The following is a 22855-nucleotide window of genomic DNA, read 5'->3' on the forward strand; positions in this document are numbered from 1 at the left end:
GATGAAGAGCGGGACGACGACGATGTCCTCGCTTTCGAAGTAATCGGTGACGTCGTCGACCTCGGGCTCTTCGTCCATGAACAGCGCCTTCACCTCGTCGAAGCGGTCGCGCTCGGCGATGCGGTCGCTGTGGTACTCGATGGCCTTCGCGGAGTTCTCGTTCCGGTCGGTGCCGTGGCCGACGACCGAGAGGCCAAAGCCCTCGCCGACGTCCGGATCGCCCGTCGCGGTCTCGGCCCGCTGGACGATCACGTCCGTCATGGCGTCGTGGGTGCCGACCGGCCCGCAGTAGTGGATCGTCTTCCCGACGTCCTCGGCCTCGAGGGTGGCCTGCGAGGCGCTGGTGCCGTCGGACTCCCACTGCTCGGGGTCCCAGTCGTCGAGGCGCAGTTCCCGCGGGATGACCTGCTCGGTGAAGTAGCCCTCGCTGATGAACAGGGGGACGACGAACACCTCGTCCGACTCGAGCGTTCGGATGACCTCGCGGAAGTGGGGTTCCTCCTTCCAGAACGCCTCGCGGACCTCGTCGAACGCGCCCGTCTCGCGGATCGCGTCCGCGTGGGCGTAGGTGGGGTCCGAGGCGTCCGGATTCAGGTGCGATCCGTGTGCCGCGATAACCAGCGCTTGCATGCCCGCGGCTTAGGATGGCGACGGTATATGGACTTCGCTGTCGGCCCTCGTCGCCGGGTCTCTCGACGGCGTCCTCGTCCGTTCTATCCCGCAAAAGACGGGTGGCTCGAGACGGGCGTTACGACGGCACCGAAACGTCGGCCCGCGCCGTACAGCGTTCGTCCTGAGCTCGCAGTTCCGCGGCCGCGGTGTAGTCGCCCGGCTCGGGGTCGGACCACTCCGCCTCGTAGGTCGTTTCCTCACCCGCTTCGAGGGTCTCCGAACTCAGCACCTGCGCGAACATGCGCCCCTCGCTGAACCGCCAGACCTCGTCCCCGTCGTCCTCGAGCACGAACTCCGCCTTGCACGCGTCCGAAAACCGGATATCGACCGGCTCGTCGCCCGAATTGGTGACGGTGAACACGAACATCACGGCGTCTCTGGTGCCGTCCGCCGCCGTCTCGAGCGCCCCCTCGAGGCTCATGGCCCGGGCTTCGTGGCGGTCGCCGATAGGTCTTTTCCGCGCTCGCCAGCGGGCGGCCGGTCCGATGGAGTCTCACGACCGGAGAGCGCTACGTCTATTTGCGCCCGGTACCAAGCCGACTGCGTGCAACTGGTCGGCTACCAACCGAGCGGGCGGGGGTCGGCGCTGCTGGTCAGCGATGGCAGCGGCGACATCGGCCACCGCCCGCTGGAAGCCGGCGACGACCTCGCCTACTCGCTCGGCGAACGCCACTGTGCCGGCACCATCGACGACGACGGCGAGCACGTTTCCTGCGACCGACCGTCGACGCCCTACTGCGACTACCACACGAGCACGTGGGTCTGTGCGCGCTGTACGGGGACCTGCCTGAAAGACGAGATGGACTGCCACGAGGAGCACGCGGTCTATATCGCCGCGTTCGCCCCCGACACGTTCAAAGTCGGCGTCACGAAACGCTGGCGGCTCGAGACCCGGCTGCGCGAGCAGGGGGCCGATCGCGGAGCCCACGTTCATACGGTCTCGAACGGAAAAATCGCCCGCGAACTCGAGGCCGAGATCGCGACCCGACTCCCCGACCGTGTTCGAACCGGCACGAAAGTCGCCGCGCTGGGGGCCACGGTCGACGAAGCAGGCTGGGCGGCCACCCTCGATGAATTCGACGTGATCGACACCCTCGAGTTCGACTACGGACTCGGCCTCGAGGCCCGCCCGGTGCGCGAGACGATCGCTTCCGGCACTGTCGTCGGCGTCAAAGGTCGGCTGCTGGTCCTCGAGAACGGCGCTACGACCTACGCCGTCGACATGCGCGACCTCGTCGGCTACGACCTCGAGGCGGGCCGGACGGATCGCGACCTCCAGTCGTCGCTGGGCTCGTTCGGGTGAGCGCGACCGCGGTTTCTCTCCTGCGCTGCGGTCAGCCGGACACGTACTCGAGTTTCGTATCGCCCGTTTTGCCCCACCCCTCCAGTTTCCCCTCTCCGACGCCGTACTCGATGCTGTAGGGCGTCTCCCGCCGCCAGTCGTCCGCGGCGAGGTGCGCTCGGACCTGCCGCGTGGCAGCGTCGAAGTGAGCGCCGCGGTGGAGATACTCGTACTCGAGGTCGACGATATCTAAGTGGGCGTGGACCGCGGCCCGGTCCGCGTCGACCGCCCAGACGTGGACGTGATTCCATCCCTCGCCCAGCCGGGGGCGACGAACCGAGACATCCGGCCCGACGAGTTCCTCCTCGTCCCCGTCCCACGCTGCGGTCTCCGCGTCCGGAAAGAAACGCGTCCAGCGCGGGTTCTCGAGGCCGACGAATGCGGCTTCGATCGCGGCGACCGCGCGGCGCTCGCCGGGGACGGTGACGTGCATATTGATCGGCATCGTGACCGACCACCCGTCGCCGTCGGGCTGGTAGACACACCGCGGATAGTCGCTCTCACGATCCGCCTCGAGGACCGATTCCGAACCCACCGCTTCGGTGACGGCGCTCGCTCCGCCGGCGGCCGCCAGCGCGGTTCCGATGCCCGCGATCGCGCCGCGTCTCGTTATTCGTGTCATCGTTCGTGGGACCGCTGGTCGGATAGCGTTCGGGCGGGTCGTCGGTGCGTTCGTCGTCCCATGGCTCAGTCAGTGCCGATTCGACGACGCCTCCCACAACCGTTCGGCCTTCGCACTCGTGGTGGGGTCGATCGCGGGCACCGGTCATCTCCCTCGAGCGCGCTCGCGCGGATCACGGCCCGATCCCCTCGACGGGGACCTCACCCTCGCAGTTCGGACACGCGGCGTGCTCGTCCGAGCCGGTGTACGTCCACGTCTTGCCACAGTCGTGGCACGTCAGTTCGACCGACTCCGATGACTCCTCGGTGTCCGTTTTCAGCCCTCGAAGCCGCGAGACGATGGTCGTGAGATCGTCGATCGCGGTTTCGTCGATCGGCACCTCGTGCCGGCGCTCGTCCGCGTCGGTCGGCCCGTCGTCTCGACTCGAGACGAGCCAGTAGTCCGCCGGGTCGCTATCGGTCGCGTCGACGATCGCGTACGGTCCCTCGCTGACGATCGGCTCTCGGTCGGAGCGATGGGTCATACGGTGGCTACTGGCCCGAAACGGGTCGATTTTGTGCAAGCATTGATCGCCGCGTGGCCACTGGAGCGCCAGTCAGCCGTGACATCAAAAACATGGCAACCCTTTTCCCTCACGCAACGGAATCCGATGGTATGACGGACGAAAACGAATCACCCGACGGAGACGCAGGCGACGACAGCGAGGAGAAATCCTTCCGCGAGCGGGTCGAGGAGATCCGCGAGAAGCGAGCTGAGGAAGGCGAGGGCGAGGGTGAGGCCCCCGAGAGCCCGTTCGGCGGCGGCGGTGGCGGCCCCGGCGGCATGGGCGGTGGCGGCAACCCGTTCGCACAGATGATGGGCGGTATGATGGGCGGCGGCCCCGGCGGCCCCGGTCCGGGCGGCCCGGGTGCCGGTCCCGGCGCTGGCGGCCAGGACGAGAGCAACGAGGAACTCGTCCGCGAAGTCCGACAGATGCGCGACGAGATGCGCGACCAGACCCGCGCGCTGAAACGCATCGCCGACGCGCTCGAAGACCAGTAACGCTCTCCGTTCCTTTTGCGGTTACTCCGCTCGAGTAGCTATCGGCGTCTCGGTGACGGCACAGCGACGGCGGTGACTCACCTGCGCTGATCGGCCGTTGCCGACCGACGGCTCACTGTCTGGTTCGGAGCCGCCCTTGGTCGTCGTACCGGAATCCGGCGTCTTCGAACGCGATCTTGGCCGCTTCGACATCGACCTCCCCGTCCGTACCGAGAAACGGCATTTTCGGATCGCGGCCGTCCCACTCAAGGCTCTCGGGGACCCACTTGTCGGTCACCGGGGTCGCGATGGGGCGGGCGTGACCGTCGAAGACCTCGTCGCACAGCGTCTCTTTGTCGACGAGTCGGGCGATTATCTGCCGGAACAGCGGGTTGCTAAACGGTGCCTTGCGCGTGTTAAAGCCGAGGAAGCAAAACGACCACGACGGCGACTCGAATACCTCCACGTCGCCGGATTCCTCGACGCCGTCGATCGCGTGAGCGTCGAGGGGGAGACTGGTTATGTCTGCCCCATCGTTCTGTACGACCCCCGCGACCGTCGTGCTGCTCGGGTGGACAACGATCGGACACTCGTCGACCGTCAGTGACGGAAGCTCGACGCCGGGTCGGCGCGTGAAATGGCTCTCGAAGCGCTCGAGGAGCAGTTGGTCGCCTTCGGTTCGGCTTTCGAACTGGAGCGGGCCGCTACCGATCGGCGGGATATTGTTCGTCACAATCCCCTCCGTGGTTCCCTGCGCGACGCTGGGGCCGCCCGGTCCCGCGATCTCGGTCGCGTACTCGCGCCAGATGTGGGCGGGGAGTATCGGGACGAGAAGCGCGCGTTCGCCGACTGTCTGCGTCGTTTCGATCGGAAGTTCGACGCGATGATCGTCGTTACGGATCGAAATCGAGTCGACATCGACGGCGTCGACGTGTCCGCGATACCGGGGCGTCGGCGATGGCGTGTCGTGACTGCCCATCGAGGTATCCTGCAGGAACCGATACGTGAAGGCGACGTCTTCGGCGGTCACCGGTTCGCCGTCGTGGAACTCACATCCCTCCCGGAGCCGAATATCGAACGCACCGTCGTCCCAGTCGTAGGACTCCGCGAGCCACGGCTGGATCTCGCCGGTCCCGTTTTGAGTCGCTATCGAGTCGTACAGCAGGTCCGTGATCAGCCCGCTGTGACGGTAGTCGGGCGCGATCGGATTGAGGTTCTCCGTCGGTCTGGCGTCGGTATGCCCGACTCGAAGGGTATCGACACCTGCGGACGGCTCGAGGGCGAGGTATCCGTGACGCGTCGCAGGGTGCCCCTCGTTCCAGCCGTCGAACCGATCGGCTCTGGCGACCCGGTGTTCCTCGGGGAGACAGATCGGAACGAACGGCTGCTGGGTCGCGATTTCCTCGAGTACAGCCGTGACGGCCTCGCGGCGTGCTTTGCCCTCGCTGTTGCGTTGCTCCTTGAGGAGTTCGTCGATATCCAAGTTGGTAAAGCCGAACGGGTTTTGCCACCCCGATTCGTCAGCGTACCGCGAGTACAACGCCTCGTAGAGGAAGTCGGGATCGGTCCCGCCCGGATGCCGGCCGATGCAGATATCGAAGTCATGGTCGTACAGCACCGTTCGACGAAAGTCGATCTTAGATCGAACATCGAGGGAGACGTCGATGCCGACGGCCTTGAGGGTCTTCTCGAGCTGACGGGCGATCTGGATGTTCTGCCTGTTCGCGTCAGCCGGAATCGTGGTAATCGTCAGGGAGAGCTGATCGATGTTGTCCGGCACCACGATATCGCGGAGTCGGAGACAGCCGGCGGCCGAAACGGTTAGCCCAGCCGTCGCTGCCAGCATCGCTCGGCGACTGCGGGCCCCATTGTCCTCGCCGTGGCTGTCTCGGGTCGGGGCGGCCGATCTCCCGTTCATTTCGTTCGTTTCTCATAGTTGAAGAGCCACGATATAACAGTATTGTGCTCTCCCCGGTGGTCGGGAGATCGCTGTACTAACCCGGGGTATAACGCCGTCGAACGGTCCTATCGGCGATCGCTTACGGTCGCTGACAGGGGATTACTCGTCTCGGTCTACCCACGGGAACCGATCTTCGAACTGCGGATATCGCTCACTGAGTTCCTCGGAGATCGACCAGCGGCCCACGAATCGATCCGAGAGGGTTACACAGAGGGCCGCGAGCAACAGCCCGCCGACCACGTCGATCCCCCAATGGATCCCGAGGAACATCGTCGATATCGCGACGCTGGCCGCCAATACGACCGCGACGGGGAACCACTTCGGAAACGTCGAACGGGTCATCGCCGCAAACGTCGCGACGGTTGCCGAGAGCGAGGTGTGAAGCGACGGGAACACGTTGGTGTTGCTGTTGACTTCCCGAGTGAGATACCGATACTGTGGGTTCGTATCGAACAGCATCGTTTCCGCGACTTCGGCCGGCATCAGGTTCCGGGGGCCGTACGCGATGACGAAGATGTACAGGACCAGCCCGATCACGTAATTGAGCGCGTACGCTGTCAGTAGCCGGCGGAACGTCCGCGTCTCCGACAGGGTAAAGTACGCTATCGGGGGGAAGAGCAGCAGGAACGTATACCCGTAGATGTAAATCAGCGAGAAATACGCCGTCGTCTCCGGAGTCGCGATCGACTGGAAGAGCAGGATGAACTCCCCCTCGATGTTATACAGTTCGGAGGTGAGGTGAAGCCCGATCTCCCGGGAGAGTCGCGGCGCTCGCTGTCTGGCGAGCCGATTGATCAGCAATACGATGAGCAAGACGGCAATGGCCGGTGCGACGTCTCTGAGTCGCGTTCGCCACTCCGCACGCGTCCGTGCGAGCCGCTTACGGCCGATAAAGACGGCTATCGCGATCGGCAGTAGAATACTGATGACGATGACGAGCTGTGTCAGCACCTCGGCGAGCATCGCTCCTAGTCGCCCCCAAGCAGCCGTCCGTTATCATCGTGTCGGAACCCGGCTCGCTCGAACGCCAGTTTCGCGACTTCGGTGTTGAGAACGCCGTTAGACCCGGCAAACGGTGTTACTGGATCTTCGCCGTCCCACTCGAGGGCGTCCGGAACCCACTCGCCGGTCAGCGGCGTCGCGACGGGCGTCGCGTTCCCGTTGAACACGTCCTCCGTGATCCGCTTCTTATCGAGCAACTGGGTGATCGCTCTGCGGAAGTGGGGATTGCTAAAGGGCTCGTTTCGGACGTTAAAGCCGATGTGGTAGAACATCTGCGATTGCGTTTCCAACCGTTCGACGCTCGAGGAGTCGGGGATTGCGCCGAGCGAATAGGCGTCGAGCATCGACGCCGTCAGGTCGGCGTTGCCGTCGGCGATCCGGCCGATAGCGGACGGACTGCTGGGATCAACCTCGAATCGGAGCTCGGCAACGGTCGGCTCGGATAGCTCAGCGATCGGGTCAGCGAGGGTGACGTCCTCTCGGAGCGTAAAGTGCTCGTCGAATCGCTGCAGCGTGAGGTATTCGTCTTCGCTCCGACTGTCGAACTCGAACGGACCGCTGCCGACTGGTGGGATGTTAGACGCCGTTACGGCGCTCCACTGTCCCTGCGTCGGCGTGAACGTCTGGCTGCCAGCATATTGATTGACCCGGTCGCTCCAGACGTGTTTCGGCAGGATCGGAACGGTAAGTGCCCGTTTGGCGGCTGCGCGACCGCCCGCGATAGTCATCGTCAGCCGATACCCGTCGTCGCCGACCGTGATCCCGTCGATCATTTCGGCCTGGCTCCGGTACCGCGGTGCCGGCGACGGCATCTGGGCCAGATTCCACGACGTGTCCGTGATGAACCGGTAGGTAAACGCGACGTCCTCGGCAGTTACCGGCTCGCCGTCGTGGAACTGACAGTCCTCCCGGAGCGTCACCGTCGCAGTCACCGACGGGTCGTCTTCCGCATCATTCTCGTCCGTATCGGCTGATGCGTCGACAAGATCCACCGATTCGGCGAGCCACGGATGGAGGCTGCCGTCGTGTTCGGTCAGCAGCGAGTCGTAGAGCAGGTCGATGATCGTATCGCGTTCTCGGAACGTCGCCGAGAGCGGGTTGAGATTCCGCGTCAGGCGGCCGTCGGTCACGAGCGCGTGCAACTGGTCGGTGTCGTCGGCCGGTTCGAGCCCCAGATAGCCGTGCCGGGACGCGAACAGGTCCTGCCGATCGGCCCAGCCGTCGAATCGGTCGGTGCTGGCGACGCGGACCTCATCGGGGAAACAAATCGGCTCGAAGGGCTTTTCCTGTGCCAATCCGGTCAGCAGCGACTGGACGTGTCGCTTTCGTTCGTCGCCGTCGGCGTGGCGCTGGTTTTCGAGGAGGGTGTCGAAGTAGATAGCGCTGTATCCGAAGGGGTTCTGCCAGCCGGATTCGTCGGCGTATCGCGAGTATAACGCCTCGTAGAGGAAGTCCGGATCGTAACTGGCGGGGTGGAGGCCGACGTAGATGTCGAAGTCGTGGTCGAGCAACACTGACTTCAACAGCTCCGACTGCGACCGCATATCCAGCGAGACGTCGATGCCGACCTTCTTGAGGTTGGCTTCGAGTCGACGGGCGATCCGGATGTTTTGTCTGTCCGAGTCGGCGGGAACCGTGGCGATGGACAGCGAGAGTTGCTCGTCTGTGTTCTGATCGACGACGCTGCGGACGCGATCGATACAGCCGCTCGTCGTAATCGCGGCACCGGTCGCTCCGGCGGCGAGGAAGGAACGTCTGCTAACGCCGTCGTCGGGCGGCGTGGGGGTCCAATTCATGTCGTTGTGTAACACCTCATCTTATTTAATATATAACAATATTGCGTACTACGACCCAATACGGGGTACGATAAAGAATCTTTTCACTCGGTAGCACATTCGCCTCAACTGTCGACTGGTGTGATATTAGCTGACAACCTCCGCAGGAGTCGATGCCGAACTCGCCTCGCCGGAGCGCAACATCAATAGGCCGACCGACGAAAAGCGGGGTATGGACATCGCCGCCGAGCGGATCGACCGCCTCCAAGACCTCGCTCGAGCGGCGGCAGCGGACGGTAACGACGACCGTGCTCGCTACTACGTCCGTCTCGCGCGACGGGTCGCGGAGCGAAACCGACTGACGCTTCCCCGGGAGTTTCGACGGTTTACGTGCGATCGGTGCGATGCGTATCTCCGGCCGGGAACGAACGCGCGCGTCAGATTACGGGACGGCCACGTCGTGATCACCTGCGATTGCGGCGCACACGCCAGATATCCCTACGACGACTGACACCGATTCCTCTCAGCGGCGGCGTGATTCAGCTGCGACCGACCGCTACCGAATCGAGAAGATTGAAGCGCCTCGATTCGCTAATCAGGCCATGGATAAACAGGACCTCAAGCAGCGAGCACACGATCTCGACGTCACCGTCTGGGTCGGCAAGAGCGGTGTCGACGCGGTCGTCGACGAACTCGACGATCAACTCTCCGACCGGGACCTCGTGAAGGTAAAGTTCCTGCGCGCCGCCCGCGCGGGCAGTTCGACCGAGGAAAAAGCGGCCGCTCTCGCTGATCGCGTCAGCGCGGATCTGATCGATACGCGCGGGCACACGGCGGTGCTGCATCGATGAGGGCCACTCCTCGTTCGACGCCGCTACAGAGCGGGGACCTGGGACCGATCGGAGAGGCGCTCGAGAGCACGAACCTTTTCGGGTCGTCACTCGCCGCGAGCGCGGAGGGTGCGATCCGGTTCGTTCTCGCCTTCGTCGCGATCTGGTTCGTCGGCCGCTTCGTCATCCTGCCGCTCGTCGAGCGCGCGTTCGACAGGCGCGGCCTCGACGAACACGCCCAGAACCCGCTCCTGATGCTCACGAAATTCGGGGTCGCGTTCTTCGCGGTCGCGGTCGCGTTCGGGTTTGCCGGCTTCGGCAACTTCCTCGTCTCGATGGCCGGTATCGCGGCGGCCGGCGCGCTCGCGATCGGGTTCGCGATGCAGGACGTGATCTCGAACTTCGTGGCCGGCGTCTTCATCTACACCGACAAACCGTTCCGTATCGGCGACTGGATCGAGTGGGACAACGGCGATTACGCCGGCGTCGTCGAGGACATCAGCCTTCGCGTGACGCGCGTGCGAACGTTCGATAACGAACTGCTGACGGTGCCGAACTCGGCGCTGACCGACGGCGTACTCAAGAACCCCGTCGACGCCGACAAGCTCCGACTGAAGTTCGTCTTCGGGATCGGCTACGACGACGATATCGAGCGCGCGACCGAGATCATCGTCGACGAAGCCGAGCGCCATCCCGACATCATGGACGATCCCGCACCGTCGGTCCGACTGACCGAACTGGGCAACTCCGATGTCGGTCTGCAGTCCCGGTTCTGGATCGCGAACCCGTCCCGAGCCGACTTCGTCCGAACGCGCGGCGAGTACGTCACCGCGGTCAAGGGCCGCTTCGACGACGAGGGGATCGACATCCCCTACCCGGTCCGCACGCTCGAGGGCGGGCTCAACCTCGAGAGCGGCGACGGGCAGAGCGTCGTGCAGCCGGCCGAATAACGCGAGTCCAGCTTTCGACTTTCGTCTCGTCTGCTCTCTTGCTCCAGATAGAGACTCGTCGTTCCCCTCGGCCGAGAGGACGTCTCGAACAACAGTGAGAGCCGTCCGATCCGGGGGAGGGCAGGCGGCTATCCAGTAGACCGCGAGCGAACCCGAAGGGTGAGCGAGCGGGCCGACGACTGATGTGGAGTGACGCGAAGCGTCACGGAACGGAAGGAGGAGCGCTTTTGATCGAAATTTTACCGAAGGCGCGGCAAAGCCGCGCCTACAGAGTAAAATTTCGTCCTGTATGAATGCGGACGACCGCGATTGCCCGGCGTTCCGACCGGGGGAATCTCGGTTGCCTTCTCCACCCCGCGACCCGTCGAGCGACAGGTGTCCGGCGGTCCACTGCTCGCTTCCGCGCCTGATGGGCTGTCGCCGACTAACCGTGATGGGTCGTCCCTGCGGACGGCCATCACGGACCGCTGTCCCCGACGGACGAGGCTTCTCTGTTGGCTCCCGAGGCCCCGGCCGGTCTGACCGGACGCCTGCGGTGTTCGGTCCCCGCTAATGACCATAGCGCGGGTAACGAGCAGGGCCAAACTGCCCGACCTAGTCCATCTCATCGTAAGCGACTGGTACTTAAGGGCCTTTCGCCTCCGGAATCGCCCGGCGGCACGGGGGAAACGAACGATCGTTCGAGCACGGGCGGGTCGCCGACATGGTGGACGGAACGATCCCGTCGATTCTCGACGTGGATCGAGCGGTGGCTCGAGCGAGGGGAGGAAAAGGCCCATTAGTTCCCCAACACAACGGTTTCGTATGGGACTCGGCAGCACTGCAAAGAAGATTCAGAGCCTCTCGGATCGGGCCGAAGCGATGTATAAGCAGGTACAGAAGCTCCAGCAGCGGATCACCGGGCTGGAAGAGGAGATGGACGAAACACACGAGACGGTCACGCGGATGGACCACCAACTCACCGAGCAGCGCGCGTTGCTGCTCGCGATCGCCGAGGAACAGGGGATCGACGGCGAGGAGATCCTCGCGGAGGCGGCGATCGACGAGGCCGAACTCGAGGGCGAGGCCGACGCCGAAAACGTCGGCGAATCGGCGGCCGGCGAGGACGGAGCGTCCGATGCGACTGCAAGCGAGACAACGGCCGAATAACGCCGCTGTGCGGGGCGATCGCGTCCGTATGGTCTTCCGTTCGGGCTCGCGACCGATTCCTCGTCGGGACAAGAGCTAACAGCGGGGGAAACTTTTGCCGAACCAATGACGACCCACGAGGAGCCGGTGGATTCCGTTCTCGAGACGATCGGTCGAACGCCGCTCGTTCGGCTCCACGACGGCCCCGAGACGGTGCCGATCTACGCGAAACTCGAGACGTTCAACCCCGGCGCGAGCATCAAAGACCGGATTGGCCAGTACATGCTCGAGGCGATGCTCGAGCGCGGGGACGTCTCCGAGGGTGGGACGATCATCGAGCCGACAGCGGGGAACACGGGGATCGGGCTGGCGATCTCGGCCGAGCAACTGGGCTTGGACGCCGTCTTCGTCGTTCCGGAGCGGTTCAGCGTGGAGAAACAGCAGTTGATGGCGGCACTGGGCGCGGAGGTCATTAACACGCCCACGGAGGACGGCATGGACCGCGCTATCGACCGCGCTCACGAACTCGCCGCGGAACTCGACAACGCGGCCGTTCCCCAACAGTTCTCGAACCCGTTGAACACGGAAGCCCACTACGAGACCACCGCCCCCGAAATCTTCGGTGCGCTCGATGGACGGGTCGGCGCGGTCGTCGCCGGCTGTGGAACGGCGGGAACGCTCATGGGACTCGCCCGCTACGCCCTCGAGCAGGACCCCGACACCCACATCGTCGCGGTCGAGCCCGAGGGATCGGTCTACGGCGAACTCCTCGGCGACGACCGCGCGGAAGCCGAGTACAAGACCGAGGGGATCGGTACCCACGACACCGCGACCAACCAACTGTTCGAACCCGAACTGGTCGACGCGGTCGACGCGATTTCGGACCGCGACGCCCACGACGAACTCAAACGCCTCGCCCGCGAGGAGGGGCATCTGGTCGCCTCGAGCGCCGGTGCCGCGAGCGTGGCCGCGAAACGGGTGGCCCGCCAAATTGCCGACGGCGACCTCGAAGTCCCCCACGAGACGGTCGTGACGATTTTCCCCGACTCGAGCGAGCGCTACCTCTCGAAGGGGATCTACCGCTCGTTCGAGGAGTGGACGTCGTAGGCCGAGCGGGGGCGTAACCAGTAGACTCATTAAATTTCCTCGAAAGAGGTGGATATGAGCCGGTTGTCGGACACCTGCTTCTCCGAAGACGAACTGCCGCCCGCGCTTCGGACGAAAGCCGACGCGTACGCCGATCAGGGCGGACTACTCGGTGCGTTCACGTACTTCTTTACTGTCCTCGAGACCGACGACGAGGCCCTCGCTGAAACGCTCGGCTCGATCCCGACCGATCTCTTCGTGACGAGCGCGCTCCACGACGACGCGATCGACGAGGCCGACGCATGGGACACGGACCGAAAGCGACGCCTGAACGAGCACGTCTCGCTCGGCGATCTCGTCTACGCGAACGTCGTCGAGGCCGTCAGCGAGGTCCCGGACGACATCGATCTGAGCCCCGTCCTCGAGACCGTCCGCGAAATCGGCGCGGGCCAACTCGCAGAGGAGGAGTTCGACGCCGCGACGGCCTCCGTCGACGACGCGATCGGCCGCATCGAGGAACGCGGGAGCGTCTGGGGCGACCTCGCAGTGAGAGTCGTCGCCGCCACCGGTCGCTATTCCGACGCTCAACTCGAGCACCTCCGCACGATCGCGACGAACGGCCTGTTCGTCCTGACCGTCATCGACGACCTCGCGGATCTGCCCGAAGACATCGATAACGGCGTCGCGACGCTCCCGCTCGTCTGCTTCGATGGCGACCCCGACGACTACGCCTCGACCGAAGCCGTGATCGAGGCCGTCCTCGCGTCCGACGTTCCCGATCGGATCGAGGATCTCGTGGCCCGACGACGGGGCGAGATCGATGCCGCTGCGACCGAACTCGCCGCTTCGCTCGAGCGGTCGAACGAGGCGCTGCTCGCGGCCGCCGCTCGCGCACTGACGTGGTACTGCGAGTCGCTCTGTTCTGTACCTGTCGCCGAGACCGTCTCAGCGGCCGAGCAACGGGAGATCCGCGAGCGCCTGACCGGCGACGAGCGCTCGACGCGCCGCTACGTCGATGAACGTATCGCGGAGTATGAGCGACAGCCTCCCGTCGATGCGGCTGAGGTGGCCGCGACCGTGGCCGACCTCCCCGACGAACCGGTCGTTCGGACGGCGATCCGGCTGCGACACCTCGAGTCGATCGTCGACGACCTGATGCACACGACCCTCGAGGACGCGTTGGCGGAGCTTCGGACCGCGACCGCTCCGGCTCCGTAATTGCGGGCGAGAACGGCCGTCATATCGCCGGCCGCGTTACGCCGCGAGCCGTCGGTGTTGGACCTTCATACACCGATCCTGCACGACGGTTCGACCGGCGCTTTCCGCACGGGCCGCTGCCTCGTCGTCGCGGATTCCCTGCTGGGTCCAGACGACCTTTACGTCGTCGCGCTCGATGGCCGCGTCGACGATGTCGCCGACTTCGTCGCTCGGTCGGAAGATACAGACGACATCGATTTCCTCCGCCACGTCCGCGAGGGAGTCATAGACCTCGCGACCGAAGATCTCGTCCGCGTAGGGGTTGACCGGAATCACGTCGTAGCCGTGCTCGAGCAGGTACTTCGGCACGTCGTGGGCGGCCTTGCCGGGCGTGCTCGAGCAGCCGACAACGGCGATCGTCTCGTACTCCAGTACCGTCTCGAGTTCGTCCGCGGAGTCGACTGGCATACGCGGGTATAGGGGCTCGAAGAGTAAACGTCTCGGGGTTAGACGGTGGCGTCGGACAGAGAAGCAAACCGTACGGTTCGGAAGGATGAAAGGCGAACGGAGCGCCTACGTCGAGAGGCCGGCAGTCCGAATTTCGGGTTCCTCGCCGTCGGCTGCCTCCTCGAGTTCGATGACGGCGTCGAAGAGTTGTTTGAGCGTGTTCATGGTCTGGTCGTCGTGTGCCGTCGAGTCGATGACGTAGACGCCCAGCGCGTCGGCGCTCTGGATCCGACCCGTAAAGACGTGGAGGAATCGGAAGACGGTCTGGAGATCGGAGTACATCAGGAGCGTCGAGACGGAGTGCAAGAGCACGCGGTTCTCCGTGAGCCCGCGGGACTCGTAGAAATCCTGTAAGAACTCCGAGATCTTAATTCCGATTCCGGTCATGTCGACGGGCGAGGAGGCGTACTTGATCCGTGGATCGTCGTCGATCGTCCCGATCCCCCGCTGTTTCGTGACGCAGTCGACGACGCCGATGTTCGGGTCGACGTCGTCGCTGACGTGATCGCCGAAGTTCTCGAGGACCTTATCGGCGCTGTCTTTCGTCGTGACGACGATCGAGCCGTCACCGCGATTCGCGCCGCTCCCGAGGATCTCGAAGGCGATTCGTCGTTTCCCCGTCAGTGGCGGACCCGCAACGAGTACGTTCGTCCCCGGATCGAGTTCGGTGTCCGGAAGGACATCTGCGAGGTCATACATACGGATACTCACATCCATCGCCGTGGCAACACCCGTTGCCGATACCGCATCCCACTCCAGTCCGGCGTGTTGTATGAAAATACGCAAAGCGGCTTATAGTACTTTTGATTATAAATCCCACCGATCACGTCTGTCCCCCAGCAGTCCGTCGATCGGCCGAGGGTCGGGCCCGTCAACTATATCGAACCCGGTAGCTCGAGGGCGGCACGCCCGACGATAAACGCCAGCGCAGCGAGGAACATGCCGTACTTGAGCCGCGATTGGCCGACGGTCGGCTCCTCGAAACTCTCGTAGGCTGCGGCGAGCATGACGGCGTCGGCGGGGGCCACGACGAGCAGGTAGGCGATCCCGAAATCCCCACAAAGGTACGGAACTGGACTCGCGACGACGGCCGCGACGAGGAGGACGGCGGCGAGGATCAGAGCGCGGCGTTCCCCGATCGCAATCGGAAGCGTGTGTAGCCCCTCTTCGCGATCCCCGTCGATATCCTCGACGTCTTTGATGATCTCTCGAGTCAGCGTTGCGATCGCCGAGAGCACGAAGAGCACGATCGCCGGGGCGACCTCGCCGACCGCCGCGGCCCCGAAGAGGAACGTGCTCCCGACGAGATAGGCGACGAGCGCGTTGCCGAGCCCGGGCAGTCCCTTGAAGAATTCGGTGTACGCGATCAGTGCGAGGAGATTAACTCCCGCGATACCGATCGCCAATCGTGGGAGCGTGAGCGCGACCGCGACCGCACTCGCGAAGAGTACGACGCTAAAGGCGAGCGCCCCGCGCGGGCTCACCGCACCCCGAGGGATCGCCCGCCCGGGCTGATTGATCCGGTCGATTTCCCGATCGAAGTAGTCGTTGATCGCGTTGCCCGCACCGACCGCCAGCGCCGTGGCTCCCACCGCCGCGGCGACTGCAACCGGCTCTTCCGCCACCCCGCCCGCGACGAACGCGCCAATGAACGTCAGCACGCTCGCCGCGATCACGTTCACCGGCCGCGTCAACTCGAGCAACCCACGACCCGTCTCCCCGACTGTCATACGCGGCAGTGGTCAGGCGGGCTGGTTAAACGGTACGGTCCGCCATCGGAGTCAGTAGGTTCGTCGAAGCTGTGGAAAACGGAGACGAGACTCACGTTCGAACCGCCGGCACCACGACCGGAGTCTCAGCGCCACTCCTCGAGATCGCAGAGCACCTCATTCTCGACCTCGAGCCACTCGCTCACCCGCTCGTCGCCGCTTGCGTCCGCAGGGACGGCGGTCCAGACGTGCTCGTCGTTCGAGAGCAACTCGAGCGGTGCCGCGCCGGTCTGGGCCTCGTCGGAAAGAGGAGATTCAGTTTCCGTCATAGCGTACCTAGGCGCTGGGGCTACATAACAAAGACCCCTGACGGCGATTGTCATCGGATGAGAATTGTACCGCCACGGTGAGTGATCGAGTGAGTGTGACGTTCCCTGTCGAAAGCGGTGAAAATCGAGTGACTTATACGGAACCGGCAGGAACGAAGCGATGCGGGCGCTTAGCTCAGTCTGGACAGAGTACTTGGCTTCGGACCAAGCTGTCACGGGTTCAAATCCTGTAGCGCCCATCCGAAATTTACGCGGCGGGAATCCAACACCCTGCAGCGGGGTGTTTTTACCATCGCGCCATGGAGCGCGCAAGAGTTCAACCAATTTCTACACGCGGGTCTGGCCCGTCATGCGAATCCCTCGAGAGTCAACTACTGGAGCGAGAACTATAATACTTCAGTTGGAACTCGTCTTCTCGAGACGGTCGGTAGTGCTCATAGAACAACAATCAGCTACGGATCGTTAGTCACAGGGACAAGATCTACATGACGGAACCAATTGGAAGTTCCTTGCCAGACCTAACGTGTTGTGGTTGGTATGAGCAAGCATTGAACTATGACCCGTCTCGGTATCAAGATCGTCTGTGAGTATCTTGAGAAAAGTTACAGACATCGATGTGATTTTTGCATCTGGATTGGTTTCCAACGTAGAAACATATTCGATATCCCGGAGAACATGGGTCTGCTGCTGGTAACGAGATCATATCCTCATCCATAATTGAATATAGTTGTAGTATGATCTCAGTCCATCACCGTATAGATCATGCTCACCGCTGGGTCAATCTATCCCAAGAACGAAACATCTCCGTCCAACGGAAAGTTACACATAGATCCAATTGCTGGATGCTGGTATGGATCCTGAGCAGAATACGCACCCGGGCACCGAGGGCGGACCCGACACTCTCGACCTCGATACGCTCGAGGCACATCTCTGGGAAGCAGCAGATATTCTCCGCGGCAGTATTGACGCCGCTGACTACAAGAACTACATTTTCGGACTGCTGTTTCTGAAACGGGTCAATGATCGCTTCGAAGAAGAAACCGAAGAGATTGCCGACGAACACGGTATTCCCAAGGAAGTCGTTGAGGACGATCGCGATCTCCACGAAGAGTTCTGGGTGCCTGAACGCGCTCGCTGGGACCACATTGCCGCACAGGACACTGACATCGGTGCCGCGTTGAACAAGGCACTCGAGGCGATCGAAGACGAAAACGACGAGATCGCTGACCGAGTGCTTACCTCTGTCGACTACAACGACAAGGACCGACTCAGCGACGCCACACTCGACGAACTCGTCACGCACTTCTCGAAGCACCGGTACCGCAACGCCGACCTCGAGGACCCAGACATCTTCGGGCGAGCCTACGAGTACCTCATCCGGCAGTTCGCCGACGACGCCGGCAAGAAGGGCGGCGAGTTCTACACGCCCCGCGAGGTCGTGCAACTCCTCGTCGAGTGTGTCGACCCCGATGCCGGCGATCGCGTCTATGACCCGGCGTGTGGCTCCGGCGGGATGCTCATCTACTCTGCCCACCACGTCGAAGAAGAGGGCGACGATCGCGACGACATCTCCCTCTATGGGCAGGAAAAGAACCTGAATACATGGGCGATCGGCCAGATGAACATGCTCCTGCACGAGCTACAGGACGCCACGATCGCGAAAGGCGATACCATCACCGAACCAAAGTTCGTTACCGAGCATGACGAGCTCGAAGTGTTCGACCGCGTTGTCGCCAACCCCCCATGGAACCAGAAGAAGTGGAACAAGGAGTGGGTGCAGGAAAACGAGCCGTACAACCGCTTCCCATACGGGCTGCCGCCGAAGAACCGGGGAGACTGGTCATGGATTCAGCTCATGCTGGCATCACTCTCGGAGACCGGCAAGGCAGGCATCGTCATGGACAACGGGATACTGTTCCGCTCGCGCTCAGAGAAGAAGATCCGCAAGCCGATCCTCAAGGACGATCTCGTCGAGGCGGTGATCGCGCTTCCGGAGAACCTGTTCTATAACACTGGTTCCCCGGGGTGCCTTCTCATCCTCAACAAGGATAAGCCCAAAGAGCGCGAGGGTAAGGTCCAGTTCATCTACGCCGAAGACCAGACACTTCGAGAGTCCGGCGTACATGTGTTCAAGGAACTCTCAAACCAGAACCAGCTCACGGCCGAGGGCGTTAAGTATCTCGCAGAGACGCACCTCACTGGTCGGGAGGAAGATCATCACAGTCGGCTGGTCGACCTTGAGGAAATTGAGGAGAACGACTGGAACCTAAACATTTCCCGATACGTCGATACCACGGAGCCGGAGGAACCGATCGATGTGAGCGAGAAACTCAAGGAGTTGGATGAATTGAAAGAGGAGCGTCGGAAGACTGACGAGAAATTTCAGCAGTATATGGAGGAGTTAGAATACCGATGAGCGAGATTTTTCAAGAACCCAGTGGTATACCAGACGGATACAAGAGAATCCAACTAGGGCCAAAATCAGATGTTATTCCCAACGAATGGGAGGTTGAATCAATTTCAGACTGGCTATTCAGTCTAGAGACTGGCAGCAGACCGAGAACCTCAGAGAGATCAGATTCTGATTCAGTCTTAAGTATTGGCGGTGCGCACATTTCAGACGGGGCGTTTGATCTTGATGAGCCGGTTCGTATTTCGGAAGAATATTATGAAGATTTGAACTCTGGAAAAATCGAAGAGGGAGATATACTGCTAGTCAAGGACGGCGCGACTATTGGAAAGTCGACATATGTAAACAGCATACCAGAGGATCGTGCCGCTGTCAATTCACACGTATATATTCTCCGTGTGGAAGGAGAGACTCATGATCCACGCTTCCTATATAATTTTATTAAAGCTCGAATCGGTCTAGATCAACTACTCCGTCTTACAACAGGGACTGCCCAAGCAGGATTGAATCGGACGTTTCAACAGGCGGTGAAAGTGCCGACCCCTCCTCTTCACGAACAACGCTACATCGCCGATATCCTCTCGACGGTTGGAGATCAAATTCATTACATAAGCGCAATTATTGACAAGATATCTGAGTTGAAGAAAGGACTCATGCAAGACCTATTTACAGAAGGTTTACATAAAATAGATAAGAAAGAAACAGATTCTCGATATGGGAAAATACCAGAAAATTGGAAGTTGCGGAAACTAAAAGACATTGGGGAGATTGCTGGGAGAACAGCACCTGAGAAGGATCAACCAGAATGTTGGGGAGGAGACATACCTTGGGCTACACCTAGTGAAATAACATCTCTTGAAGGGCCGACTATTGAAGATACAGAAGAGCATCTGACTGAATTAGCTCTTGAAAAAGTCTCTTCTAACCTCCTTCCGCCGGGTTCCATTCTGTTAACGACTAGGGCGACAATTGGAAAGTGTGCAGTGAACAAAGTTAAGATGACTACAAATCAGGGTTTCAAGAACCTAATTCCGGCAAACAATACTGACACATGGTATGTATACTATAGACTTAAATACGAAAGGGATTACTTGGCAAGCTTGTCGAAAGGTAGCACATTTCCAGAAGTAGGTAAAGATACTGTGGAAAATTTCCTAATACCTGTTCCACAACTTGAAGAGCAGAAACAAATTGGCGAATATCTGAGGTCTGTTGATAAAGTACTGGACTCATATAAGTCCAGTAAAAAGAAATATCAAAGACTAAAACGCGGCCTGATGCAGGACCTCCTTACCGGTAAGGTCCGCGTCAACACTGACTAACCTATGGTCAGTGAGTACGCGGAGTCCGAACGTCCTGCCCTTGAAACCCTAAAGCAACTCGGATGGGAGATTGTCGACCAACAACGCGAAAGGTGGCACGACCCTCGAGAGACGGAGTCCTCGGTCATACTCGAGCCACGCCTTCACAATGCCGTCGAACGGCTGAACCCGTGGATCGACGAGAACAACTTGAACAAGGCCGCCCGTGAGATCCAGCAGGTCGCAGGGACGAGTACGATGCACGAGAACGAGCAGATCCACGAGAAGCTCGTCCAGCACACGTCAGTCAAACAGGATCTTGGCCGCGGGCTGAAACACCAAACGGTCGAGTACATCGACTACGAAAACCTCGAGAATAACGACTTCTTCGCGCTCAACCAGTTCCGCGTCGAGGGACCAATGGAGACGATCAAACCCGATATCGTCTTGTTCGTCAACGGAATCCCTCTCGGTGTCATCGAGTGTAAGGCCCCGGGCATCGCGGAACCGAGAAGCGAGGCACTCGAGCAACTCCAGCGCTACCAGAACGAACGCACGAAAACCGGTAAAGAAGGCGCTGAAGCGCTGTTTCGCTACAACCAGTACTCAGTGGCGACATGGTACGAAGGGGCAGTGATGGGCACCTATGGGACGCCAAAGGGACAGTACAAGCCATGGCGTGACCCATATCCTATCGACGACGAATATCTCGCCAATGTCTTCGATCTCGAGAGCTTCGTTCCCGACCAGTACCGGATGCTGTACGCGCTGTTCGAACCCGAGCGACTGCTCGATCAGCTCCGGCACTTCACGGTCTTCGAGACCAAACAGAGCGGCCAAATCAAGATGGTCGCGCGCTACCAGCAGTACCGCGCCGTACACAAGGCCCTTGAGCGGATCGAGAAACGCCATCAACGCGAAGCACCCGGTGGCGTCGTCTGGCATACCCAAGGCTCCGGAAAGTCGCTCACAATGCTGTTTCTCGCCCTCAAGCTCCGCCGCGAGAAAGCTAATCCAAAGCTGGTCCTCGTCACCGATCGGCAGGCGCTCGACGACCAGATCCATGCGACGTTCGAGCGCTGTGGATTTCCGAACCCGAAGAAAACCGACGGCATCGAGGACCTTCGCGAGAAGCTCAGCACCAGTGCCGGCGAGACGATCACGACGTTGATCCAGAAGTTCCAGCTACAGGAGCATGAAGACGGTGACTTCCCCGTACTCTCCCGTGACGAAGACATCTATGTGATGGTCGACGAGGCTCACCGGACTCAGTACAAGCACCTCGCGAACAACATGCGGACAGCACTCCCAAACGCCTTCTACGTGGGCTTCACCGGGACGCCGATCGAGAAGGACGACCGGGATACCCGTCGAACGTTCGGCAACTACATTGACACATACACGATCGATCAGTCGCTCGAGGACGACACGACCGTTGAGATCCTCTATCAGGGCCGGCTCGCCGACATGCATCTCGAGGGCGAGACGCTCGACAAGATGTTCGATCGGATTTTCGACGAATACACCGACGAGGAGAAGGCGGAGATCAAAAAACGATACGCCCGAACACAGGATCTCGCCGAAGCGGAAACCCGTATCGAACGCGTCACGCTCGACATCATCGAGCACTACGAGACTGAGATCGCGGACACATTCAAAGGGATGGTCGTCACCACGAGTAAGCGTGCGGCGATCAACTACAAGGAGAAACTGGACGAACTCAACGGTCCGGAATCTCGAGTCGTCATCTCGCACGACCATAACGACCCCGAGGCCGTCAAAAAGTGGGCTCCGACTGATCCGGAACTAAGCCAGTACAAGGATTCGTTCGTCGATCCCGATGGCGAGGTAGAACTGCTCGTTGTTTGCGATATGCTCCTTACTGGGTTCGACGCGCCGGTTGCACAGGTGATGTATCTCGACAAGCCGTTGAAGGAACACAACCTCTTGCAGGCGATCGCACGTGTGAACCGCCCGTTCCCCGACAAAAATCACGGGCTGATCGTCGACTACTACGGCGTCTCGAATGAACTCCGCGAAGCGTTGGCGATGTTCAGTGCCGACGAGGTCGAACGTGCGATGGTACCCCTAGAGGACAAAGAGGCCGAACTTGAGGCAGCCCATCGAAATGCGGTGATGTTCTTCGACAACCTCGAGGATGTCGAAGCGTGTCTCCAAACGCTCGAACCCGAGGATCGCCGTATCGAGTTCAACAACGCGTTCAAGCGCTTCTCGGGGCTGATGGACATTGTCCTTCCGAACCCGATAGCAAACCCGTACAAGGACGATCTCGAGCAACTGAGCACGATCTATGGTCGGGCGAAGGAACGCTACCGCGACGACGAGATGAACCTCGAAGGCACTGGGGAAAAGGTGCGTGAGTTAATCCACAAGCACATCCGGTCGTCCGGGATCGAAGTCCTAAACGACGAACCGGTGTCCGTGATGGACAAAAACGAGTTCGATGCGAGACTTGATACGTTAGAGAGCGACGAAGCACGGGCGAGCGAAATGCAACACGCTGTCAAACACGAACTCAACATCCGTTACGACGAAGATCCCGTTCATTACGGCTCGCTACAGAAACGTGTCGAGGAACTCATCGAGGAGTACAGACAGCAGCGCCTCTCTGACCGCGAAGTCATCGAAGAGCTACGCGATATTATGACTGAGATGCGGTCTCGCCAACAGACCGCACAGAAGAAAGGATTTGATGGCACCACGGAACTGTCGTTTTATCACGCGCTGGAGGATGTTCTCGAGGCCGAAGAGCGGGGGATCAATGAAGAGTCATTGATCGAACTCACAGGCTCGCTTGTTGGCGCTGTCGAGGAGTTCACCACCATCGTCGAATGGAAGCAGAAAGTGAATATCCAACAACAGATACGGAAGCAGGTGAAGATCGAGCTTTACAAGTCCGATCTTGACCTGAGTGATGTCGAGCGCGACGAACTCACGACCCGCGTGATCGAACTCGCTCGAGCACACTACGAATGAGAGAGCATCATATCGGGC

General features: G+C 61.1%; 22 protein-coding genes, 1 tRNA gene and 1 other RNA gene. 12 read left to right on the forward strand and 12 right to left on the reverse strand.

Annotation, left to right across the window (positions count from 1 at the left end):
* Together C489_RS03170 and C489_RS03175 are read right to left on the reverse strand one after the other, a co-directional pair.
* The coding region (locus C489_RS03170) for a CbiX/SirB N-terminal domain-containing protein (protein ID WP_006429693.1) at positions 1 to 630 on the reverse strand (630 nt) is incomplete at its 3' end.
* Between the two features lie 118 nt (positions 631 to 748).
* Positions 749 to 1093: a BsuPI-related putative proteinase inhibitor gene (locus tag C489_RS03175; RefSeq protein WP_006429694.1), complete on the reverse strand. Its 345-nt coding sequence runs from the start codon at positions 1091 to 1093 to the stop codon at positions 749 to 751.
* 123 nt (positions 1094 to 1216) lie between these two features.
* On the opposite strand from C489_RS03175, the gene C489_RS03180 reads away from it, so the two are divergent.
* Positions 1217 to 1975, forward strand: coding sequence for a DUF2797 domain-containing protein (locus tag C489_RS03180; protein ID WP_006429695.1), 759 nt, complete (start codon positions 1217 to 1219; stop codon positions 1973 to 1975).
* A gap of 31 nt (positions 1976 to 2006) precedes the next feature.
* Here the strand turns inward: C489_RS03180 and C489_RS03185 are convergent, their stop codons facing one another.
* Together C489_RS03185 and C489_RS03190 are read right to left on the reverse strand one after the other, a co-directional pair.
* Positions 2007 to 2636 (reverse strand): hypothetical protein, encoded by a 630-nt coding sequence (locus C489_RS03185; RefSeq protein ID WP_006429696.1) that lies wholly within the window; start codon positions 2634 to 2636, stop codon positions 2007 to 2009.
* Between the two features lie 172 nt (positions 2637 to 2808).
* The gene (locus C489_RS03190) at positions 2809 to 3159 is read right to left on the reverse strand and encodes a hypothetical protein (protein ID WP_006429697.1); all 351 of its coding nucleotides are present in this window, start codon (positions 3157 to 3159) and stop codon (positions 2809 to 2811) included.
* Between the two features lie 131 nt (positions 3160 to 3290).
* Here C489_RS03190 and C489_RS03195 point away from each other — a divergent pair, with 131 nt between their 5' ends.
* On the forward strand, positions 3291 to 3677 hold the full coding sequence (locus tag C489_RS03195) for a hypothetical protein (protein ID WP_006429698.1): 387 nt from the start codon (positions 3291 to 3293) through the stop codon (positions 3675 to 3677).
* A gap of 112 nt (positions 3678 to 3789) precedes the next feature.
* Here C489_RS03195 and C489_RS03200 read toward each other — a convergent pair whose 3' ends face one another.
* The 3 genes from C489_RS03200 to C489_RS03210 all read right to left on the reverse strand — a co-directional run bounded on the left by C489_RS03200 (position 3790) and on the right by C489_RS03210 (position 8414).
* Entirely contained in the window at positions 3790 to 5574 is a 1785-nt protein-coding gene (locus C489_RS03200; RefSeq protein ID WP_006429699.1) for an ABC transporter substrate-binding protein, read from the reverse strand.
* A gap of 141 nt (positions 5575 to 5715) precedes the next feature.
* Positions 5716 to 6579, reverse strand: coding sequence for a phosphatase PAP2 family protein (locus tag C489_RS03205; protein WP_006429700.1), 864 nt, complete (start codon positions 6577 to 6579; stop codon positions 5716 to 5718).
* 5 nt (positions 6580 to 6584) lie between these two features.
* A complete protein-coding gene (locus tag C489_RS03210) occupies positions 6585 to 8414 on the reverse strand; it encodes an ABC transporter substrate-binding protein (RefSeq protein ID WP_006429701.1) in 1830 nt (609 codons plus the stop codon).
* Positions 8415 to 8625: 211 nt separating this feature from the next.
* On the opposite strand from C489_RS03210, the gene C489_RS03215 reads away from it, so the two are divergent.
* The 3 genes from C489_RS03215 (at position 8626) to C489_RS03225 (ending at position 10173) form a co-directional block, all read left to right on the forward strand.
* A complete protein-coding gene (locus C489_RS03215) occupies positions 8626 to 8904 on the forward strand; it encodes a ribonuclease P protein component 4 (protein ID WP_006429702.1) in 279 nt (92 codons plus the stop codon).
* A gap of 91 nt (positions 8905 to 8995) precedes the next feature.
* The gene (locus C489_RS03220) at positions 8996 to 9244 is read left to right on the forward strand and encodes a YhbY family RNA-binding protein (RefSeq protein ID WP_006429703.1); all 249 of its coding nucleotides are present in this window, start codon (positions 8996 to 8998) and stop codon (positions 9242 to 9244) included.
* Positions 9241 to 10173 carry a mechanosensitive ion channel family protein gene (locus tag C489_RS03225; protein WP_006429704.1) on the forward strand — a complete coding sequence of 311 codons (933 nt, stop codon included), beginning with the start codon at positions 9241 to 9243 and terminating at the stop codon, positions 10171 to 10173. The genes C489_RS03220 and C489_RS03225 overlap by 4 nt, the downstream gene beginning before the upstream one ends.
* 293 nt (positions 10174 to 10466) lie before the next feature.
* On the opposite strand, the gene ffs is transcribed toward C489_RS03225, so the two are convergent.
* Positions 10467 to 10778: signal recognition particle sRNA (ffs, locus tag C489_RS20620), an RNA gene on the reverse strand.
* Between the two features lie 199 nt (positions 10779 to 10977).
* On the opposite strand from ffs, the gene C489_RS03230 reads away from it, so the two are divergent.
* The 3 genes from C489_RS03230 (at position 10978) to C489_RS03240 (ending at position 13605) form a co-directional block, all read left to right on the forward strand.
* A complete protein-coding gene (locus C489_RS03230; protein ID WP_006429705.1) occupies positions 10978 to 11322 on the forward strand; it encodes a DUF5798 family protein in 345 nt (114 codons plus the stop codon).
* A gap of 105 nt (positions 11323 to 11427) precedes the next feature.
* Positions 11428 to 12408 (forward strand): PLP-dependent cysteine synthase family protein, encoded by a 981-nt coding sequence (locus C489_RS03235; protein ID WP_006429706.1) that lies wholly within the window; start codon positions 11428 to 11430, stop codon positions 12406 to 12408.
* Positions 12409 to 12462: 54 nt separating this feature from the next.
* A complete protein-coding gene (locus C489_RS03240) occupies positions 12463 to 13605 on the forward strand; it encodes a polyprenyl synthetase family protein (RefSeq protein ID WP_006429707.1) in 1143 nt (380 codons plus the stop codon).
* Between the two features lie 36 nt (positions 13606 to 13641).
* On the opposite strand, the gene C489_RS03245 is transcribed toward C489_RS03240, so the two are convergent.
* The 4 genes from C489_RS03245 to C489_RS03260 form a co-directional block, all read right to left on the reverse strand.
* Positions 13642 to 14052: a CoA-binding protein gene (locus tag C489_RS03245; protein WP_006429708.1), complete on the reverse strand. Its 411-nt coding sequence runs from the start codon at positions 14050 to 14052 to the stop codon at positions 13642 to 13644.
* 105 nt (positions 14053 to 14157) lie between these two features.
* A complete protein-coding gene (locus C489_RS03250; protein WP_006429709.1) occupies positions 14158 to 14790 on the reverse strand; it encodes an RAD55 family ATPase in 633 nt (210 codons plus the stop codon).
* Positions 14791 to 14966: 176 nt separating this feature from the next.
* Positions 14967 to 15821, reverse strand: coding sequence for a geranylgeranylglycerol-phosphate geranylgeranyltransferase (locus C489_RS03255; RefSeq protein ID WP_049890538.1), 855 nt, complete (start codon positions 15819 to 15821; stop codon positions 14967 to 14969).
* 125 nt (positions 15822 to 15946) lie between these two features.
* Entirely contained in the window at positions 15947 to 16129 is a 183-nt protein-coding gene (locus C489_RS03260; protein WP_006429711.1) for a DUF7511 domain-containing protein, read from the reverse strand.
* A gap of 164 nt (positions 16130 to 16293) precedes the next feature.
* Between C489_RS03260 and C489_RS03265 the strand changes: the two genes are divergently transcribed.
* The 4 genes from C489_RS03265 (at position 16294) to C489_RS03275 (ending at position 22837) form a co-directional block, all read left to right on the forward strand.
* Positions 16294 to 16368: transfer RNA gene (locus C489_RS03265), tRNA-Arg, on the forward strand.
* A gap of 611 nt (positions 16369 to 16979) precedes the next feature.
* Complete coding sequence (locus C489_RS03270; protein ID WP_006429712.1) at positions 16980 to 18545, forward strand: type I restriction-modification system subunit M; 1566 nt, start codon at positions 16980 to 16982, stop codon at positions 18543 to 18545.
* Positions 18542 to 19861, forward strand: a complete 1320-nt coding sequence (locus tag C489_RS20625; RefSeq protein ID WP_006429713.1) for a restriction endonuclease subunit S — start codon at positions 18542 to 18544, stop codon at positions 19859 to 19861. The genes C489_RS03270 and C489_RS20625 overlap by 4 nt, the downstream gene beginning before the upstream one ends.
* A gap of 3 nt (positions 19862 to 19864) precedes the next feature.
* The gene (locus C489_RS03275; RefSeq protein ID WP_006429714.1) at positions 19865 to 22837 is read left to right on the forward strand and encodes a type I restriction endonuclease subunit R; all 2973 of its coding nucleotides are present in this window, start codon (positions 19865 to 19867) and stop codon (positions 22835 to 22837) included.
* Positions 22838 to 22855: the final 18 nt, after the last annotated feature.

Origin of the sequence: Natrinema versiforme JCM 10478, from assembly GCF_000337195.1 — an archaeon.
Lineage (GTDB): Archaea > Halobacteriota > Halobacteria > Halobacteriales > Natrialbaceae > Natrinema > Natrinema versiforme.

What these genes read in the sequence shown, in the direction of transcription:
- C489_RS03175 (WP_006429694.1), bottom strand. Translation starts at nt 1,093, where the DNA reads ATGAGCCTCGAGGGGGCGCTCGAGACGGCGGCGGACGGCACCAGAGAC.
- C489_RS03245 (WP_006429708.1), bottom strand. Translation starts at nt 14,052, where the DNA reads ATGCCAGTCGACTCCGCGGACGAACTCGAGACGGTACTGGAGTACGAG.
- C489_RS03220 (WP_006429703.1), top strand. Translation starts at nt 8,996, where the DNA reads ATGGATAAACAGGACCTCAAGCAGCGAGCACACGATCTCGACGTCACC.
- C489_RS03235 (WP_006429706.1), top strand. Translation starts at nt 11,428, where the DNA reads ATGACGACCCACGAGGAGCCGGTGGATTCCGTTCTCGAGACGATCGGT.
- C489_RS03190 (WP_006429697.1), bottom strand. Translation starts at nt 3,159, where the DNA reads ATGACCCATCGCTCCGACCGAGAGCCGATCGTCAGCGAGGGACCGTAC.
- C489_RS03250 (WP_006429709.1), bottom strand. Translation starts at nt 14,790, where the DNA reads ATGTATGACCTCGCAGATGTCCTTCCGGACACCGAACTCGATCCGGGG.
- C489_RS03205 (WP_006429700.1), bottom strand. Translation starts at nt 6,579, where the DNA reads ATGCTCGCCGAGGTGCTGACACAGCTCGTCATCGTCATCAGTATTCTA.
- C489_RS03210 (WP_006429701.1), bottom strand. Translation starts at nt 8,414, where the DNA reads ATGAATTGGACCCCCACGCCGCCCGACGACGGCGTTAGCAGACGTTCC.
- C489_RS03215 (WP_006429702.1), top strand. Translation starts at nt 8,626, where the DNA reads ATGGACATCGCCGCCGAGCGGATCGACCGCCTCCAAGACCTCGCTCGA.
- C489_RS03270 (WP_006429712.1), top strand. Translation starts at nt 16,980, where the DNA reads ATGGATCCTGAGCAGAATACGCACCCGGGCACCGAGGGCGGACCCGAC.
- C489_RS20625 (WP_006429713.1), top strand. Translation starts at nt 18,542, where the DNA reads ATGAGCGAGATTTTTCAAGAACCCAGTGGTATACCAGACGGATACAAG.
- C489_RS03230 (WP_006429705.1), top strand. Translation starts at nt 10,978, where the DNA reads ATGGGACTCGGCAGCACTGCAAAGAAGATTCAGAGCCTCTCGGATCGG.
- C489_RS03255 (WP_049890538.1), bottom strand. Translation starts at nt 15,821, where the DNA reads ATGACAGTCGGGGAGACGGGTCGTGGGTTGCTCGAGTTGACGCGGCCG.
- C489_RS03225 (WP_006429704.1), top strand. Translation starts at nt 9,241, where the DNA reads ATGAGGGCCACTCCTCGTTCGACGCCGCTACAGAGCGGGGACCTGGGA.
- C489_RS03260 (WP_006429711.1), bottom strand. Translation starts at nt 16,129, where the DNA reads ATGACGGAAACTGAATCTCCTCTTTCCGACGAGGCCCAGACCGGCGCG.
- C489_RS03275 (WP_006429714.1), top strand. Translation starts at nt 19,865, where the DNA reads ATGGTCAGTGAGTACGCGGAGTCCGAACGTCCTGCCCTTGAAACCCTA.
- C489_RS03195 (WP_006429698.1), top strand. Translation starts at nt 3,291, where the DNA reads ATGACGGACGAAAACGAATCACCCGACGGAGACGCAGGCGACGACAGC.
- C489_RS03185 (WP_006429696.1), bottom strand. Translation starts at nt 2,636, where the DNA reads ATGACACGAATAACGAGACGCGGCGCGATCGCGGGCATCGGAACCGCG.
- C489_RS03240 (WP_006429707.1), top strand. Translation starts at nt 12,463, where the DNA reads ATGAGCCGGTTGTCGGACACCTGCTTCTCCGAAGACGAACTGCCGCCC.
- C489_RS03200 (WP_006429699.1), bottom strand. Translation starts at nt 5,574, where the DNA reads ATGAACGGGAGATCGGCCGCCCCGACCCGAGACAGCCACGGCGAGGAC.